The sequence below is a fragment of the Vibrio sp. 10N.222.49.A3 genome (assembly GCF_041475145.1).
In the GTDB taxonomy this organism is placed as follows: domain Bacteria; phylum Pseudomonadota; class Gammaproteobacteria; order Enterobacterales; family Vibrionaceae; genus Vibrio; species Vibrio tasmaniensis_A.
The window spans coordinates 1-379 of the sequence record NZ_JBFRVM010000293.1; the positions used below are offsets into that span (position 1 = coordinate 1).

The following is a 379-nucleotide window of genomic DNA, read 5'->3' on the forward strand; positions in this document are numbered from 1 at the left end:
AGCTGTAATGGGGAAAATAAGTGGGTAAGTATTTGGATGTAAATAAGGATAAAACAGTTAGAAAAATTATCCTATGGGGTAAAGTTGACAATCAAGTGGTCATCACTGGTAAGCAAGCGGCAGAACGTTTTAGAAGTTGGGATCAAATTGGTTACTCACCTTATCAAGTAGCAAAGGTTGCGAATGGAGAGTTGGAGATTACAGATAATGTTTTTGAGGCTTTGATCATAGATGCAAATGCTTACGCACAACTAGAGACTAAATAGGGAACGCAGCTTGAACGAATTAATGACGACTTACAGAATTGACTCTGTCGAAGTTTTACACAAATTGTTTAGTTGCCACTCCAGTCATGATGGCTTTGGCTTTGTTGCGTAAT

Annotated in this window: 1 protein-coding gene; it reads left to right on the plus strand. The window is 38.3% G+C overall.

What is annotated here, in order from left to right; translation table 11 throughout:
- Window positions 1-20: 20 nt before the first annotated feature.
- A complete protein-coding gene (locus AB4589_RS25115) occupies window positions 21-266 on the plus strand; it encodes a hypothetical protein (protein WP_017104221.1) in 246 nt (81 codons plus the stop codon).
- Window positions 267-379: the final 113 nt, after the last annotated feature.